This is a genomic window from Streptomyces sp. NPDC020965, from assembly GCF_044333555.1.
Classification (GTDB): Bacteria; Actinomycetota; Actinomycetes; order Streptomycetales; family Streptomycetaceae; genus Streptomyces.
Window position 1 is genome coordinate 748,204 of sequence record NZ_JBIRRE010000002.1, and the last position, 15,743, is coordinate 763,946.

Below are 15,743 nucleotides of genomic sequence, written 5' to 3' on the forward strand. Positions count from 1 at the left end.
GGCGGGAGACGTGCCCGCTGGCGGTGGACCGCGGGCCGTTTCCCGCTGTCGGTGCCGTACGGCACGATGGAGTCCATGACCCAGAGCTACGACCATCCCGGAGAGCGGGCGGCGGAGGATCCGATCCGGCTGCTCGCGATCCGCGACACCCCGCTCTCCGTGGACGAGGTCTTCACCGCCGTCGGCGACGACGCCGCGGGCGGCACCGTCCTCTTCGTCGGTACGGTGCGTGACCACGACGGCGGCGCGGGCGTGTCCGCGCTCGGATACTCCAGCCATCCGACTGCCGAGGCGGAGCTGCGCCGGACGGCGGAGGACGTCGTCGCGAAGTTCCCGGTGCGGGCGCTGGCGGCGGTCCACCGGGTGGGTGATCTGCGGGTGGGCGATCTGGCCGTCGTGGTGGCGGTGTCGTGCGCCCACCGGGGTGACGCCTTCGAAGCGTCCCGCAAGCTGATCGACGACCTCAAACGCGATGTCCCCATCTGGAAGCACCAGACCTTCTCGGACGGCACCGAAGAGTGGGTGGGCGCGTAGCGCCTCGTTGAGGGGTGGTGGTCGGGCGGCGGGTGGGCGGGTGGGCGCGTAGCGCCTCGTTGAGGGGCGGTGGTCGGGCGGCGAGCGGGCGCCTCGGAGCCCGGCGCCTCCGTGATGGCCGGTGGTCCCTGGTCCCGGGCGCCGTCGTTCGGGGGAAGCGGGGCGGCTGAAACCCGTAGGCCGCCCATGCGCCCCGATTTGCGTAACCGCCCCCCTGCCGTGAGCGTTGAACTGGCAGATGGCTAATCTGCTGATCACTCAGTTGAGTTCACGCATGGGGTAGGGAGGTCGCGATGGCAGCACTCGCCTGGTTGTTGATTCCGCTGTTCGCCGTTGTCGGTGCGGCGATATGGGGAGGCTGGGCCTCACGGAACCGAACCACCGGGGATGTGGCCGAGCTCGCGGGATACGCGCGTTTCCGCGATGCGATGGAGAAGGCCGGCTCCGGCAGCAGCACCCCTCGATAGCCCCGTAGGCCGCCGAGGTCGCTGCCCCTAGCGGGCCGCCCGGCACGGTGGCCGAGCCCCCCCGTACGGCCCGGCCCGGACGGTGCGCGGACAGCTCTTTCCCGTACTGTCGTTCCATGCCACGCCGCACCGCGACGATGCTCGCCTCCACCCTGATGTTCATCGCGCTTCTCTGCGCCGGGGTGCTGATTCCTGTGCCGTACTCGGAGATGTCGCCCGGCCCGACGGTGAACACACTCGGCGACGCTGGTGGCGAACCGGTTCTGCGGATCTCCGGGCGCAAGACGTACCCGACGACCGGTCATCTCAACATGACGACGGTCCGGGTCACCGGCGCGGACTACCGGATGAACCTGGTGGAGACGGTCTACGGCTGGCTGGCCCATGACAACGTGGTCGTTCCGCACGACACGCTCTATCCCGACGGGAAGACGGAAGAGCAGTCGACGCAGGAGAACGCCGAGGAATTCACCCAGTCGCAGGAGAGCGCGAAGGTGGCCGCGCTCAAGGAGCTGAAGATCCCGGTGTCGTCGCGGATCGTGGTCTCCGCGGTCGTCAAGGACACCCCCGCCCAGGACCGGTTGCACGCGGGGGACGTGATCCGGGCCGTCGACGGTACGGCGGTCAAGGCGCCGGAGGACGTCGCCAAGCTGGTCACCAAGCACAAGCCCGGCGAGGACGTCGTCTTCACCGTCGTTCCGGCCAAGGAGGCGGCCGCGGCGGAGAAGGCGCACCGGGCGCCGACCACCACCGAGAACATCACGATCACCACCGCCAAGTCGGACACCGGTGACCGGGCCATCGTCGGCATCCAGGCGGGGACCGACCACACCTTCCCGTTCACCATCGACATCAATCTGGCGGATGTCGGCGGTCCGAGCGCCGGCCTTATGTTCGCCCTCGGCATTGTCGACAAATTGACTCCGGGCGATCTGACGGGCGGCGCGTTCGTGGCGGGCACCGGCACCATCGAGGACGACGGGAAGGTCGGCCCGATCGGCGGCATCGAGATGAAGCTGGTCGGCGCGCGCCAGGCCGGGGCGGAGTACTTCCTGACCCCGAAGGACAACTGCGCGGCGGCGGTGTCGGACATCCCCGAGGGTCTGACGCTCGTGAAGGTGGACACCATGGCGGATGCGACGCGGTCGATGGAGAAGATCAAGTCCGGGAAGACGGCGGATCTCCCGACCTGCTCGTCGAAGTGAGCCCATCGGCCGGGTCGGCGTGACCCGGGCGATGGGGCGAACGGCTCGCGGGCCCCGGTTCCGCAGGGGTGTCGTACGGGGTCGGGGCCGTGTCGCGGCAGGGGGCTCCGGTGCCCGGCCCCTATCGATGAGCCGGGCCCCCGGCGCCGTACGGGAGGAGTGCGGGAGGCGTTACGCCTCGAACGTCGCCGAGAGTGCCTCGGCCAGCCCCGGCACCAGGTCGGAGCCGGTCAGGACCTCCTTCGGGGAGTCCTTCTCGCGCAGCCGCAGCGCCGACTCGCGGGCGCCGTCACGCAGCACCGCCACCGTCATCCTGACCTCCTGGCGCTTCGGGTGGGAGGCCACCCACTTCGTCAGCGAGGCGTCGTCGAGGCCGTCCGGCACCGCCGCCTCCGCCGACGCCGGGAGCATCAGGCGCTCCACCGCCAGGGCACAGCCGACCACGGCGTCCGGCCAGGCGATGGTGGCGAGGAACTCGTCCAGCGCCTGGCCGGCCGGGATCTCGTCCTGTTCGATCGGGGTGAGCGGCGCCCCGGCGTCGTCGCCGTCGAGGCCGAGCTGGGACGCGAGCCCGGGCTCCTGGGTGCGCAGCCGCGCGGTGTCGACCAGCGCGAAGAGCCTGGCCGGCTGGTCCCAGCCGAGACCGGACGTGTACTCGTCGATCTCCAGTACGGCGCGGGTCAACGGGCTGGCGGCGATCGGACCCGAGCCCTTGGGCTGGGGATCTGAGGGGGTGGAAGGCGAATCGTTGGACATAGTCAATATCCTGCCTCCTTCCGACCCCGAGACGGGAACTAGGTAAAGCCTCGGTAAGTTGCATGAGTGGGCTCTACGATCGCGGGGCCCGCTATGACTGACCGCGAACATTTAAAAAACAACCGCGAACTTCGAGGTGCGCACGTTGGCTTTCCAGATGCCGGACCGCGGCGGAGGCCCCCCGACCGGGCCACGGATCAGAGTGGGACGGCCGTCCCGGCGTGTCCGCACCCTGTTGATGACACTCGGTGTGCTGGCGGTCCTGGCCATGGCGTTCGTCATGTTCGCCGGGTTCTGGACCGACTGGCTCTGGTACCGCTCCGTCAATTACTCGTCGGTGTTCACCACCACCCTCTGGACCAAGATCGGACTGTTCGCCTTCTTCGGTCTGCTGATGGCGACCGCCGTCGGGGTGAACATCTGGCTCGCGCACCGGCTGCGTCCGCCGCTGAGCGCGATGTCGCTGGAGCAGCAGAGTCTTGACCGCTACCGCATGGGCATCGCCCCGTACAAGAAGTGGGTGCTCCTCGCGATCACCGCTCTCGTCGGGCTGATCGCCGGAGCCTCCGCCACCGGCCAGTGGCGGACCTGGCTGATGTGGATCAACGGCGTGTCCTTCGGCCAGAAGGACCCCCAGTTCAAGATGGACGTGGCGTTCTACGCGTTCGATCTGCCCTGGTACCGCTTCCTGCTCGGCTTCGGTTTCGCCGCCGCCGTGCTGTCGCTGATCGCCGCCGCGCTGACCCACTACCTGTACGGCGGGCTGCGCATCACCAGCCCGGGAGCGCGCGCGACCGGCGCGGCCACCGGACACCTGTCGGTGCTGCTCGGCCTCTTCGTCTCGCTGAAGGCCGTCGCGTACTGGCTCGACCGGTACGGCCTCGCGGTCAAGTCCAGTGACTTCAAGGCCACCGGCAACTGGACGGGCCTGAGGTATGTCGACGCCAACGCCTATCTGCCGGCGAAGACGATCCTCTTCTGCATCGCCGTCATCTGCGCCGTGCTCTTCTTCGCGACGCTCTGGCGCCGCACCTGGCAGCTTCCGGTGATCGGCTTCGGTCTGATGGTCCTGTCGGCGATCCTGATCGGCGGCCTCTACCCGGCCATCGTGCAGAAGTTCCAGGTCCAGCCGAACGAGCAGGCCAAGGAGAGCCCGTACATCCAGAAGAACATCGATGCCACCCGGAAGGCGTACGGCATCGACAGCGCCAAGCCGGAGGACTACGCCGGTAAGGGTGATCCCACCAAGAAGCCGCAGCAGCGCGCCGCGGCGAATTCGGCGGCCAGCTACCGCGTGGTCGACTCGAACGTGGTCTCGCCCGCCTTCCAGCAGCTCCAGCAGGAGCGGAAGTACTACCAGTTCCCCGCGACCCTGGACGTCGACCGGTACCCCGGTACCGACGGCAAGCCCCAGGACACGGTGATCGGTCTGCGCGAGCTGGACATCACGGGTATCCCGAAGCGCAACTGGATCAACGACCACTTCACCTACACCCACGGTTACGGCGCCATCGCCGCCAAGGGCACGAGTGTGGTCGCCGACCCCAACAAGGGCACGGTCGGATCGCCGGACTTCACCGAGTCGGGCATGCCGACGAAGGGCAAGCTCGGCACGTACGAGCAGCGCATCTACTACGGCGAGAAGACCGAGCAGTACTCGATCGTCGGCGGGCCCCAGAAGGAGCTCGACTACGAGGCGAGCACCGGCCCGACCAAGTACACGAGCTATCAGGGCAAGAGCGGCGTCAGCCTCTCCAGCGCACTGAACCGGGCCGCGTACGCGATCTCCTTCAGTGAGCCGCAGATCCTGTACTCGGGAGCGGTCGGCGAGGGGTCGCGGATCCTGTACAACCGCACCCCGAAGGAGCGCGTCGAGGCGGTCGCGCCCTGGCTGACCATCGACGGCGACGCCTATCCGGCGGTGGTCGAGGGCCGTATCCAGTGGATCGTGGACGCCTACACCACGACCAACGGCTACCCCTACGCCTCGCGCACGACGCTCGGCGACACCACGGCCGACTCGCTGACCACCAACCAGCGCGCGGTCGTCGCCCAGCAGAACCAGGTCAACTACATCCGGAATTCGGTGAAGGCCACCGTCGACGCGTACGACGGCTCGGTCAAGCTGTACCAGTGGGACACCAAGGACCCGGTGCTCAAGACCTGGATGAAGGCGTTCCCCGGCACGGTCAAGGCCAAGGGCGACATCTCCCCGGAGCTCAAGTCCCACCTGCGCTACCCGCAGGACATGTTCAAGGTGCAGCGCGAGCTGCTCACCCGGTACCACGTCACCGAGCCGGAGCAGTTCTACAGCGGCAGTGACGCCTGGCAGGTGCCGGACGACCCGACGAACAAGGACACCAGTGCGGTCCCGCCGTACTACCTGAGCCTGAAGATGCCCAAGGAGACGGAGCAGAAGTTCTCCTTGACGACGACGTTCACCCCGGCCGGACGCCCCAACCTGGGCGCGTTCATGGCGGTGGACGCCGACGCCAACAGCAAGGACTACGGCACCATAAGGCTGCTGAGAGTCACCGAGACGGTGCAGGGCCCGTCCCAGGTGCAGTCGGAGTTGAACGGCGTGCCCGAAGTCGCCACCTTCGTGCGGGACCTGAGAGGTACGGACTCGGACATCGAGTACGGAAACCTGCTCACGATCCCCCTGGAGGGCGGGTTCCTCTACGTGGAACCGGTCTACGCGCGCGGTGGCAGCGCCAACTACCCGCTGCTGAAGAAGGTGGCCGTCGCCTACGGCGGTGGCAAGCCGGTCTTCAAGGACAGCTTGACGGAGGCGCTGGACGCGGTCTTCGGACAGACGGGATCGACCCCGCCGCCGCCCACTCCCCCGCCACCGGGCGACGGGACCACCAACCCGCCGCCACCGGCGACGGGTGAGGCGGCGCTGAAGGCGGCCATCGCCGACGCCCTGAAGGCGCATCAGGACGCCGACGCGGCACTGGCGAAGAACCCGAAGGACTGGGAGGCGTACGGCAGGGCCCAGGAGGCGCTGGACGCGGCGCTGGAGCGGCTCTCGGCCGCCCAGGGCGGCAGGCCGGCTCCGGGTCAGTCAGCGGCGCCACCACCGTCGGAGTCACCGTCGGGCTCCTCGTAGGAGTGATCTCGGGACAGCACCGCTGAGCAGGCAACATCCCGCGTCGTGATAGTGTGTGAACACAACGACGCGGGGTGGAGCAGCTCGGTAGCTCGCTGGGCTCATAACCCAGAGGTCGCAGGTTCAAATCCTGTCCCCGCTACTGAATCGAAGAGGGCCCGGATCCTTTGAGGAACCGGGCCTTCTTCGTGCGTCTGCTCCCCGACGGACCGTCACGGTCTCCGACGGGAACTGTCACGGCGTGGCGCGAGTTCACGGAGAAAGCGTTTGACTTATCTCTCTGTGGGCATGTCGACAAAACGCTGAAGTGACCTCACTGGCTGCGGTATACCAGGTGTACGCGGGTTGCGGGTGGTGCGACGATGGAAATTATGGGGGACAGGGCAACTCTGTTGGAGACAGGGCGGTTTGCGCGGAGACATCCCGGGACAGTGGCGGAAGAGATGAATCCCGCCTCGCACGGCGTCGCCGATGCCACCGTCGACATGACCGTGGGCCGGTCCGATGAGGCGGGCGCGGGCGCCGGTGCGAGCGCGGACGCCATGGAGACCGCGGGCGCCGAGGAGCGGTACCGCCGCGCGGCCGACGGTGGCGACACCGCGTCGATGAGCATGCTCGGCGCGCTGCTGCTGCGCCGGGGCGATCTGGACGGCGCCGAGGCGCATCTGCGGAAGGCGACCGCCGACGGCGACCGGGCCGCCGCCAACAACCTGGGCGTGCTGCTGCATCAGCGCGGCTGCCCGGACGAGGCGGCCGGCTGGTGGCGCATCGCGGCCGTCGCCGGATCGGCCGCCGCCGCACACGCACTCGGACGTCACTTCCGTGAGCGCGGCGACGAGCCCGCCGCGGAGTACTGGCTGCGCCAGTCGGCCGAGCAGGGCCACGCGCTCGGCGCGTACGCCCTCGCCGATCTCCTGGAGCACCGCAGCGATGTCGGTGCCGAGCGCTGGCTGCGCGCCGCGGCCGAGCAGGGGCACCGGGAGGCCGCGTACCGGCTCGCCCGCATGCTTGAACTCCGGGCGCTGGACGAGGACCGCGTGGGCGGGGGCCTGGGCCTCGCGATGGACCGCGGGGCGGCCGACACGGGCATCGGTATCGCGCGCGCCGCGACACACCCGACCGGACCCGCGTCCGGTGGCACCGGCCGCCCCGCAGCCCCGGCCTCCCGCGCCGATGCGGCTGCGGGACGCACCGGTTCGGGATGGGTCTGGGACACCGAGATAGGCCGTGTCGGCGACCGGGCGGGCAAGGGGCGTACGGACGCCAATGCCGGGCGCCCGGAGGCAGGTGCGCGCCCCTTGGGGCGTGTCCGTGCCGACTCGGGCGGCACCGGCAACGGCACCGGCGGGCGGACGGGCACCGGCAACGGCACCGGGCGAACCGGCAACGCCCCCGGGTCCGGCCGCGCGGGCGCCGGGCTGGTCGACAGCGTGACCAACCTCCGGCTCAGCACCCTGGACGAGGCCGCCCAGTGGTACCGGCAGGCCGCCGCCCGGGGGCACCGCCGCGCCGCGCTGCACCTCGGCGCGATCCTGGAGAAGCGCGGCGAGCTGAAGGAGGCCGGACGCTGGTACCTCACCTCCGCCAAGGACGGCGAGTCACGCGCGGCCTGCGCGCTCGGCTTCCTGCTGCGCGACGCGGGTGACGAGGAGAGCGCCGCCGTCTGGTGGCTGCGCGCCGCCCAGGAGGGCGACGGCAATGCGGCCAACGCCCTCGGGGCGCTGCACGCCGCCCGTGGCGAGTCGCAGACCGCCGAGCGCTGGTACCGCGCCGCCATGACCGCGGGCGATGTCAACGGCGCGTACAACCTCGGCCTGCTCTGTGCCGCCCAGGACCGGACGCCGCAGGCCGAGCAGTGGTACCGCCGTGCCGCCTACGCCGGGCACCGGGAGGCCGCCAACGCGCTCGCCGTGCTGCTCCTCCAGGCCGGTGACCCGATCGGCGCGGAGCCGTGGTTCTCCAAGGCCGCCGAGGCCGGCAGTGTGGACGCCGCCTTCAACCTGGGCATCCTGCACGTCGGCAGGGACGACGACCGCACGGCCCTGACCTGGTACGAGCGGGCCGCGGCTGGTGGTCATACCGAGGCCGCGCTCCAGGTCGGCATCGCGCTGCTGCGTGACGGCGACGAGCGGAGCGCCGAGCGTCATCTGCGCTGCGCCGCGGGTGGCGGCAGCGCCGAGGCCGCGTTCCGACTGGCGACACTGCTGGACGCGCGGCAGCCGCCTCCGGGGGCGCCGGCGCTCGGTGAGCCGATGGCCGAGAAGACCGAGTGCGAGGAGTGGTACGAGCGGGCCGCCGAGCAGGGCCACCGCCGTGCGCAGGTCCGGGTGGGAATGCTCGCCGCGGCCCGGGGCGACACCGTCGACGCGGCCCGCTGGTACCGGGAGGCCGCGGAGGCGGGCAGCCGCAACGGCGCTTTCAACCTCGGGTTGTTGCTGGCGCGCGAGGGCAATGAGCGGGAAGCGGCCCTGTGGTGGACCCGTGCCGCCCGCGCGGGACACGGGCGGGCCGCGCTGCGGCTGGCGCTGCTGGCCGCGCGCAGGGGCGAACTGACCGAAGGGCAGCGCTGGTGCGCCCGAGCGGTGGAGCTGGGGCCGGCCGAGGTCGCGGAGCGGGCCGCACGGCTGCGCGAGGCGCTGCACCAGGAGCTCACGGCCTGACGGCGGCGCCTCCCGCCCCGCGCTCGGCGTACGGGCGGGAGGCCGGCCTGGCCCCACCCGTACAGCCGTCCCGTCTCCGGTCCGTACTCCCTGCCCGCACTCCCGGTCCGCGCCTCAGCACCCCTCCCCGGCCCGTACCCCCGGCCTCTCTTCGGTCCGTCCCCAGCGCGCACCCCGGCACCTCGCCAGCGCGGTACCTCCGCTGCTTCGCGGATCGGTCAGGGGGCTCGCTCCCTGCCCGGCGCAGTTGGCTGCGCCGGCGGTGTGCTGCCGGGGGCGGATCCGGAGGAAATGCCCTGGTCAGGGGGGTCGAGGGAAGGGATTTGCACTGACCGGTCAGGTCCCGTAAGGTTGCGTTTAACGACGCGGGGTGGAGCAGCTCGGTAGCTCGCTGGGCTCATAACCCAGAGGTCGCAGGTTCAAATCCTGTCCCCGCTACTCAGAAGACGAAGGCCCGGATCCTATGGATCCGGGCCTTCGTCGTATGCGTGCGCAGTGCCGGCGGGGGGCAGTGGGTGGGTGGGGGCTCGCCTCGTTCCGCGCGTACCGGGGTACGGGGGTACGGGGGTACGGGGCGGAACGAGGTCGGACGCGTCAGGCGGAGGCGCAGTTCGGGCAGAGGCCCCGGTAGGTCACTTCGACGTTCGAGATCGTGAAGCCGAAGCGCTCCGACGCGGGAAGGTCCGCCAGTGGATTACCCGCCGGATGTACGTCGCGGATCGCGCCGCACTGGCCGCAGACCAGGTGTTGATGGGGCTGATGGGCGTTGGGGTCGTACCGCTTGGCGCGGCGATCGGTGGCGACTTCCAGCACCTCGCCGAGGCTCACCAGCTCGCCGAGCGTGTTGTAGACGGTCGCGCGGGAGATCTCGGGGAGTCGCTCGACGGCTCGCGAGTGCACCTCGTCGGCCGTCAGATGCACATGCTCGCCATCGAGGACCTCGGCCACGACACGCCGCTGGGCCGTCATGCGCCAGCCACGTCCGCGGAGTCGTTCCAACAGGTCACTCATGGGAACCAGCCTAACAGCGGGGGACCGTGATCCCGAATCAATGTGACTTTGGATGCTCGCTTGACTTAGACAATGTCCATTGTAGGATCGGTTTGGCACAAAGGGCCAGGACGAGGACACGCAGGAGGCGTACGTGACGCAGGGACCGCTCACCACGGCGACCGGGGCTCCGGTTGCCGACAACCAGAACAGCGAGACCGCGGGCGTCGGCGGTCCGGTTCTGATCCAGGACCAGTCGCTCCTGGAGAAGCTCGCGCACTTCAACCGCGAGCGCATCCCGGAGCGCGTCGTCCACGCACGGGGCGCCGGCGCCTACGGCACCTTCACGCTCACCGCCGATGTCAGCCAGTACACGCGCGCCGCGTTCCTCTCCGAGGTGGGCAAGCAGACCGAGACGTTCCTGCGCTTCTCCACCGTCGCGGGCAACCTCGGTTCGGCCGACGCGGTGCGGGACCCCCGGGGCTTCGCGCTGAAGTTCTACACCGAAGAGGGCAATTACGACCTCGTCGGCAACAACACCCCGGTGTTCTTCGTGAAGGACGCCATCAAGTTCCCGGACTTCATCCACACCCAGAAGCGCGACCCGTACACGGGCTCCCAGGAGGCCGACAACGTATGGGACTTCTGGGGCCTGTCGCCCGAGTCCACGCACCAGGTGACCTGGCTCTTCGGCGACCGGGGCATACCCGCCACGCTCCGGCACATGAACGGCTACGGCTCCCACACGTACCAGTGGAACAACGCCGCCGGTGAGGTCTTCTGGGTCAAGTACCACTTCAAGACGGACCAGGGGATCAAGAACCTCACCCAGGACGAGGCCAACCTCCTCGCCGGTGCGGACCCGGACAGCCACCAGCGCGATCTGCGGGAGTCCATCGAGCGCGGGGACTTCCCGTCCTGGACCGTGCAGGTGCAGATCATGCCCGCGGCCGATGCGGCGAACTACCGCTTCAACCCGTTCGACCTCACCAAGGTGTGGCCGCACGCGGACTACCCGCCGATCGAGATCGGCAAGCTGGAGCTGAACCGCAACCCGCAGAACGTCTTCGCGGAGGTCGAGCAGTCCATCTTCTCGCCCGCCCACTTCGTGCCGGGCATCGGCCCGTCGCCGGACAAGATGCTCCAGGGCCGTCTCTTCGCGTACGGCGACGCCCACCGCTACCGCGTCGGCATCAACGCCGACCACCTGCCGGTGAACCGTCCGCACGCCACCGAGGCGCGCACGAACGGCCGTGACGGAGTCATGTACGACGGTCGTCACAACGGCGCGAAGAACTACGAGCCGAACAGCTTCGGCGGACCGTTCCAGACGGACAAGCCGCTGTGGTCGTCGCACCCGGTCTCCGGTGTCACCGGCGACCATGAGGCCCCGAGCCACGCCGAGGACAATGACTTCGTGCAGGCGGGTGACCTCTACCGGCTCATGTCCGACGACGAGAAGACCCGTCTGATCGAGAACCTCTCCGGGTTCATCGCGAAGGTGTCGCGCGACGACATCGCCGAGCGCGCGATCAACAACTTCCGTCAGGCGGACGGCGACTTCGGCAAGCGGCTTGAGGCCGCGGTCCAGGCCCTGCGTGGCTGACGGACGCTTGCCGTAGAGCGGAGGGCCGGATCCCAGTCCAGGGGGGTCCGGCCCTCTCTTATGCGCTCCGATTCAGGTCTTCCGGGGAGTTCCACGGCGCTGCCGGCCTGCTGACGGCTGCGCGCGCGGAGGGGCGGGGGAGTGGGGGAGTAGTGGGGACGGGGGCTGGGGGATCAGGAGCTGACGAGGGTGCCCCGGTGGCGTCGGGCCGGGACCCAGCAACTGATGATGTCGCGTACGGAGACGATGCCGACGGGGCCTTCGTCGTCCAGCACGATCAGATGCCGGAAGCCACCGTGGCACATGGCCTCCGCCGCTTCCTGGAGGGTCCACGCCGGGGCGGCGAAGACGACATCGGTGGTGGTGTGGGTGGCGGCGATCTCCAGGTCGGGGTTCTCCCCGGAGCCCACCGACGTCAGGATGTCGCGCTCGGTCAGAATGCCCACGCCGCCCGCGTCGCCGTCGAGGACGACGGCCGCGCCGACGCGGCGGGCGGCCATCAGGCGGGCGGCTTGGCGGAGGGTGTGCGCGGGTCCGATGGTGAGGACCACCGTGCTCATGGCGTCACGGACGAGCATGGATGGGGCCACCTCCTTGGGGGATCGGCCCTTTCGAGAACCGATTCACAAGTTCACAAGTGGGGGGACTTTCAGAGTCCCAGCCCCGGGGGAGCAGAGCAAGGGGGAAGAGACCCCGGGTTCCGGGGCGTGTGCGCACCCACCGGGGCGTACGGATGGACACCGGGGCGCGCGGGCACTCCCCGGTGGCGTGACGGGCGGTGGGTGCGACGGGCCGTGCGTGTGATGTCTCGTGTGCTGGCCCGTGTGATGTCTCAAGGGGGCGACGTCTCAGCGGGGTGCCGCGTCCCGGCGCCGGACGCCGAGGTCGGAGCCGGGGCCGGGGTCGGTGGGGCGGGTGTCAGTACCGCTGGTTGAGGTAGCCCAGCAGTTCTTCGTGGAGCAGACCGTTCGACGCGGCGGCGTTTCCGCTGTGCGGGCCCGGGGTCCCGTCCAGACCGGTGAAGGAACCGCCCGCCTCCTGCACGATGATCGCGGTCGCCGCCATGTCCCACAGCGACAGCTCGGGCTCGGCGCAGATGTCGACCGAACCCTCGGCGACCATCATGTACGGCCAGAAGTCGCCATATCCCCGGCTGCGCCAGCAGGCACGGGTCAGATCGAGGAAACCGTCCAGCCGGCCCTGCTCCTCCCAGCCGCTCAGGGAGGAGTACGCGAACGACGAATCCTGGATCCGGCCCACCCGGGACACCTGGAGCCGCGTCGCCGAGGTGAGGGAACGGCCCGTGTACGCGCCACCGCCCTGCGCGGCCCACCAGCGCCGGCCCAGTGCGGGAGCCGAGACCACGCCCACGACCGGCTGGTATCCCCCCTCGCCCTGCACCATCAGCGAGATGAGCGTCGCCCAGACCGGCACGCCACGCACGTAGTTCTTGGTGCCGTCGATGGGGTCGATCACCCAGCGCCGGGGGCCCGTGCCCTCGATGCCGTACTCCTCGCCGAGGATCGCGTCACGCGGGCGGGCCCGCTGTAGCTGGCCGCGGATGAGTTCCTCCGCCGATTTATCGGCCTCGGTCACCGGTGTCATGTCCGGCTTGGTCTCGACCTTGAGGTCCAGGGCCTTGAACCGGTCCATCGTGGCGGCGTCGGCGGCGTCCGCGAGGACATGGGCCAGACGCAGATCATCGTGGTAGTCGGGCATGGTCATCACTCTATCGGGGCCGCGGGAAGGGGGATCCGAGCCGCTTGCGGAGACCGCGGCCCCCCGGCGGTACGGGGCGCGGCGGAAGTGCCCCCGGGTGTACGGGAGTAACCCGGTCGGCCGGTGGTCGTCGGGACCGTCGGGAGGTGTCCGCGCCGGGGAGTTCGCCGGATCCGGCCAGGCGGCGCGAGCGGCTGCCCGCATGACTCTTGACACCGTAATGCCGCGCGTCAACTCTGTGCGAAGTGCCGTACGGCGGGGTGGGCATCCGGTCCGGGGAGCCGTGCGGCCCATGGGAGGCAACGATGCCTACGGCCCGTGAGTCCCTGCTGGACGCCGCCCTGGCGGCGCTCTCCGAACGGCCCTGGTCCGCGGTGCGGATGGTCGATGTCGCGTCGACCGCAGGGCTGTCCCGACAGACCCTCTACAACGAGTTCGGCGGCAAGGAGGGCCTCGCCCGCGCCCTGGTGCGCCGGGAGGCCGACACCTATCTGCACGGGGTGGACCGGCTGCTGGGCGATCGGACCGGGCGGGTGGACCCGCTGGTCGCCATCGCCGAGTGGACGGTGGGCGAGGCGCGGGCCAAGCCGCTGCTGCGGGCGCTGCTCACCGGCTGCTGGGGCGAGCGGCTGCCCACTCCGCGCCCCGTACGCCGTGGTGCGCCGTCGTCGGGCGCTCCCGCCCAGCGCCGGGCGGACGCCGGACTGCCGGCTCCGTCCGATGTGGTCGCGCTGGTCCGGGACCGTTCACTGGCCGCGCTGGTGCGGGGGCGGCGCCCGGTGTGTACGAGGGAGGAGTCGGCTGCTCTCGCCCACCGCTGCGAGCTGGCGGTGCGGCTCGCGCTCTCCTATGTGGTCGCGCCGATCGGCGAGGGCGTTGGACCGCTGGTCCGTACGGCGGTCGAACCGGAGTCGGTCCGCGCGCCGACCGAGCCGGGATGAGCGGCCGGGGGCGATTGCGGCTGGTGGGAAGCGGCGGCGGGGCGCGATCAGTGGCTGGCTGAGCCCGAGAGCTGCAGGCCGATGACCCCGATGATCACCAGACTGATTGAGACGATCTTGAGCGTGGAGACCAGATCGTCCAGAAAGATCATGCCGTAGATCGCGGTGCCCGCGGCCCCGATGCCCGTCCACACCGCGTAGGCGGGACCGACATCCAGCTTCTTCAACGCCAGGGTCAGCAGACCGAAGCTCCCCAGGGCGAAGGCGGCGAAGGCGATCGTCGGCCAGAGCCGGGTGAATCCGTGCGAGAGCTTGAGACAGACAGCGAAACCCGTCTCCAGGATTCCGGCGACCACCACCAGCAGCCACGCCATCGTCAGTGCCTCCCCGATCAGTCGGTGACTGCTTCGTCGGACGTGCTGCGATTATGCCTTTACCGTCACCAGAAGACCGTAAACGCGCGCCCCTCTTTTTTGGGGCTCGGTTCGCCTCCGGGGCGCTTTAGGCGTGCGTCGACGGTCGATCGTGCTCGGTCCCTCGTTCCTCGGGACCTGCGCGCGTTCTCCCTTTCGACACCCGCGCGCCCCTTCGGCTCACTCGCCAGGGGTGCCCGCGCGGGCCTGCCGGCGGCTCACTCGCCGGGGCGGTGCCAGGCCCACCCTTTCGGCCCTCGCGCGGGAAATTCGGCTGCCAAGGTGTGCCAGGCCCTCCGCGCGGTGCGGGTACGGCGCGGGGTCAGTCGCCCTCGCGGCGTTCGCGGGTGGCGAGGAGGCGGCGCAGCGAGTAGAGGCGGGCCGGATCGGCGTGGCCCTCGGCGACCCAGGCGTCCAGCGCGCAGTCCGGTTCGTCGTGGCTGCATGCGCGCGGGCAGTTCTCGGTGCCCGGTTCGAGGTCGGGGAATGCCTTGATCACCCGGGAGGGGTCGACATGGTGCAGCCCGAAGGACCGCAGCCCCGGGGTGTCGATCACCCAGCCGCCCGCCGCGCCGGCGAGCGGCAGGGCGAGTGCGGAGGTGGTGGTGTGCCGACCCCGGCCGGTGACCGCGTTGACATGCCCCGTCGTACGGCGGCGTTCCTTCGGCACCAGCGCGTTGACCAGCGTCGTCTTGCCGACACCGGAGTGTCCGACGAACGCCGTGGTCCGCCCCGTCAGATGCTCGCGCACCCGGTCCGCCGCGTGGCCGTCCACGAATTCGTCCCGGGTAGTGACGACATGGGGGACGCCGAGCGCCCCGTACATCTCCAGCAGTTCGTCCGCGGGTGCCAGATCCGACTTGGTCAGCACGAGGATCGGGGTCAGCCCGCCGTCGTACGCGGCGACCAGACAGCGGTCGATCAGCCGGGGCCGGGGCTCCGGGTCGGCGAGGGCCGTGACGATGGCGAGCTGGTCGGCGTTGGCGACGACGACGCGCTCGTACGGGTCGTCGTCGTCGGCCGTACGGCGCAGTACGGACGTCCGCTTCTCGATGCGCACGATCCGCGCCAGGGTGTCCTTGGTGCCGGAGAGATCCCCGACGAGGAAGACCCGGTCACCGACGACGGCGGCCTTGCGGCCCAGTTCGCGCGCCTTCATCGCGTGCACGATCCGGTCCTCGACGAGGCAGGTGAGCCGTCCCCGGTCGACGGTGAGGACCATGCCCCCCGAGGCGTCCTCGTGCTTGGGCCGGATATTGGTCCGTGGCCGGTTGCCCTTGGGATTGGGGCGGACGCGGATGTCGTCCTCGTCGGGGTTCTTGCCGTAACGCCGCATGATC

General features: G+C 70.2%; 13 protein-coding genes and 2 tRNA genes. 9 read left to right on the plus strand and 6 right to left on the minus strand.

Annotation, left to right across the window (positions count from 1 at the left end; all coding sequences use genetic code 11):
• Positions 1 to 75: 75 nt before the first annotated feature.
• From ACH4S7_RS10225 to ACH4S7_RS10235, 3 genes are all read left to right on the plus strand, one after another.
• The gene (locus ACH4S7_RS10225; RefSeq protein ID WP_398520650.1) at positions 76 to 534 is read left to right on the plus strand and encodes a molybdenum cofactor biosynthesis protein MoaE; all 459 of its coding nucleotides are present in this window, start codon (positions 76 to 78) and stop codon (positions 532 to 534) included.
• 293 nt (positions 535 to 827) lie between these two features.
• The gene (locus ACH4S7_RS10230; protein ID WP_398520651.1) at positions 828 to 1,001 is read left to right on the plus strand and encodes a hypothetical protein; all 174 of its coding nucleotides are present in this window, start codon (positions 828 to 830) and stop codon (positions 999 to 1,001) included.
• 116 nt (positions 1,002 to 1,117) lie between these two features.
• On the plus strand, positions 1,118 to 2,206 hold the full coding sequence (locus ACH4S7_RS10235) for a PDZ domain-containing protein (RefSeq protein WP_398520652.1): 1,089 nt from the start codon (positions 1,118 to 1,120) through the stop codon (positions 2,204 to 2,206).
• Positions 2,207 to 2,377: 171 nt separating this feature from the next.
• On the opposite strand, the gene ACH4S7_RS10240 is transcribed toward ACH4S7_RS10235, so the two are convergent.
• A complete protein-coding gene (locus ACH4S7_RS10240) occupies positions 2,378 to 2,962 on the minus strand; it encodes a PPA1309 family protein (RefSeq protein WP_398520653.1) in 585 nt (194 codons plus the stop codon).
• Positions 2,963 to 3,119: 157 nt separating this feature from the next.
• Here ACH4S7_RS10240 and ACH4S7_RS10245 point away from each other — a divergent pair, with 157 nt between their 5' ends.
• From ACH4S7_RS10245 to ACH4S7_RS10260, 4 genes are all read left to right on the plus strand, one after another.
• Positions 3,120 to 6,074, plus strand: coding sequence for a UPF0182 family protein (locus tag ACH4S7_RS10245; RefSeq protein WP_398520733.1), 2,955 nt, complete (start codon positions 3,120 to 3,122; stop codon positions 6,072 to 6,074).
• Positions 6,075 to 6,142: 68 nt separating this feature from the next.
• Positions 6,143 to 6,216, plus strand: a tRNA-Met gene (locus ACH4S7_RS10250).
• 220 nt (positions 6,217 to 6,436) lie between these two features.
• Positions 6,437 to 8,734 carry a sel1 repeat family protein gene (locus ACH4S7_RS10255; protein ID WP_398520654.1) on the plus strand — a complete coding sequence of 766 codons (2,298 nt, stop codon included), beginning with the start codon at positions 6,437 to 6,439 and terminating at the stop codon, positions 8,732 to 8,734.
• A gap of 364 nt (positions 8,735 to 9,098) precedes the next feature.
• Positions 9,099 to 9,172: transfer RNA gene (locus ACH4S7_RS10260), tRNA-Met, on the plus strand.
• 156 nt (positions 9,173 to 9,328) lie between these two features.
• Here ACH4S7_RS10260 and ACH4S7_RS10265 read toward each other — a convergent pair.
• The gene (locus tag ACH4S7_RS10265; RefSeq protein ID WP_398520655.1) at positions 9,329 to 9,745 is read right to left on the minus strand and encodes a Fur family transcriptional regulator; all 417 of its coding nucleotides are present in this window, start codon (positions 9,743 to 9,745) and stop codon (positions 9,329 to 9,331) included.
• A gap of 133 nt (positions 9,746 to 9,878) precedes the next feature.
• Between ACH4S7_RS10265 and ACH4S7_RS10270 the strand changes: the two genes are divergently transcribed.
• The gene (locus tag ACH4S7_RS10270; protein ID WP_398520656.1) at positions 9,879 to 11,330 is read left to right on the plus strand and encodes a catalase; all 1,452 of its coding nucleotides are present in this window, start codon (positions 9,879 to 9,881) and stop codon (positions 11,328 to 11,330) included.
• A 173-nt stretch (positions 11,331 to 11,503) separates the two neighbouring features.
• Here ACH4S7_RS10270 and ACH4S7_RS10275 read toward each other — a convergent pair whose 3' ends face one another.
• Positions 11,504 to 11,908 (minus strand): cyclic nucleotide-binding/CBS domain-containing protein, encoded by a 405-nt coding sequence (locus tag ACH4S7_RS10275; RefSeq protein ID WP_398520657.1) that lies wholly within the window; start codon positions 11,906 to 11,908, stop codon positions 11,504 to 11,506.
• A 340-nt stretch (positions 11,909 to 12,248) separates the two neighbouring features.
• Positions 12,249 to 13,049: a histidinol-phosphatase gene (gene hisN / locus ACH4S7_RS10280; RefSeq protein ID WP_398520658.1), complete on the minus strand. Its 801-nt coding sequence runs from the start codon at positions 13,047 to 13,049 to the stop codon at positions 12,249 to 12,251.
• Positions 13,050 to 13,354: 305 nt separating this feature from the next.
• Between hisN and ACH4S7_RS10285 the strand changes: the two genes are divergently transcribed.
• On the plus strand, positions 13,355 to 13,990 hold the full coding sequence (locus ACH4S7_RS10285; RefSeq protein WP_398520659.1) for a TetR/AcrR family transcriptional regulator: 636 nt from the start codon (positions 13,355 to 13,357) through the stop codon (positions 13,988 to 13,990).
• A gap of 47 nt (positions 13,991 to 14,037) precedes the next feature.
• Here the strand turns inward: ACH4S7_RS10285 and ACH4S7_RS10290 are convergent, their stop codons facing one another.
• Together ACH4S7_RS10290 and rsgA are read right to left on the minus strand one after the other, a co-directional pair.
• Complete coding sequence (locus ACH4S7_RS10290; RefSeq protein WP_398520660.1) at positions 14,038 to 14,364, minus strand: DMT family transporter; 327 nt, start codon at positions 14,362 to 14,364, stop codon at positions 14,038 to 14,040.
• Between the two features lie 361 nt (positions 14,365 to 14,725).
• The gene (gene rsgA / locus ACH4S7_RS10295) at positions 14,726 to 15,739 is read right to left on the minus strand and encodes a ribosome small subunit-dependent GTPase A (protein WP_398520661.1); all 1,014 of its coding nucleotides are present in this window, start codon (positions 15,737 to 15,739) and stop codon (positions 14,726 to 14,728) included.
• Between the last annotated feature and the right edge of the window lie 4 nt (positions 15,740 to 15,743).